Annotated in this window: 1 protein-coding gene; it reads left to right on the plus strand. The window is 64.6% G+C overall.

Features of this window, described 5'->3' with window-relative positions; all coding sequences use genetic code 11:
- Positions 1 to 633: DUF2778 domain-containing protein (locus tag EOC06_RS38225; RefSeq protein ID WP_245470468.1), on the plus strand; the 633-nt coding region annotated here is incomplete at its 5' end.
- Between the last annotated feature and the right edge of the window lie 42 nt (positions 634 to 675).

Here is a 675-nt window from a genome sequence, read left to right on the forward strand (position 1 = left end):
GACAGCATCGGCCGGCACGTCGGTGATCCGGGTCTGGGTGTAGAGTTGGCCATAGCGGTCGAAGCGGCCGGCGAAATCGTGGACATGGATCGACTTCGGCCGGCCGATGGCGGCGATGTGCTGGCCTACGCCAAGCCGGACACGCCTTCGGGCGGCCTTGGCAAGGCGTTCAGAAATCTGTTCAACTCGCCGGGATCCAGAAGCGGCGCCGGCAATGGCGTCGCCGTCTACGATATCAGCGCCGCCACCGTCTACATGCCTGACGGCTCAAGGCTCGAGGCGCATTCTGGCATCGGCGCGATGACGGACCAGCCGCGCTATGCCGACCAGAAGAACCGCGGACCGACACCGCCCAACACCTACAATCTGTCGCTGCGCGAGTCGCGCTTTCATGGTGTGGAGGCCTTGCGCCTGACGCCGGTCGATGGCCGCAACAAATACAATCGCGACGGGTTTCTGGCCCATACGTATCTGCTTCGGGGCCGCTACGCCCAGTCGAGCGGCTGCGTCGCCTTCAAGGATTATGCGCGTTTCCTCGCCGCCTTCAAGAAGGGCAAGATCAAACGCCTCGTCGTGGTGCCGCGCCTGAACGGGTCGGCTACGCAGGTCGCATCAGCCGCCAGGGGCGTGTAGCGACAAGAGGCTTTCGGGCGTACCTTCCCGCCTGCTCCTGAC

It is taken from the genome of Mesorhizobium sp. M7A.F.Ca.MR.362.00.0.0, from assembly GCF_004023175.1.
GTDB lineage: Bacteria > Pseudomonadota > Alphaproteobacteria > Rhizobiales > Rhizobiaceae > Mesorhizobium.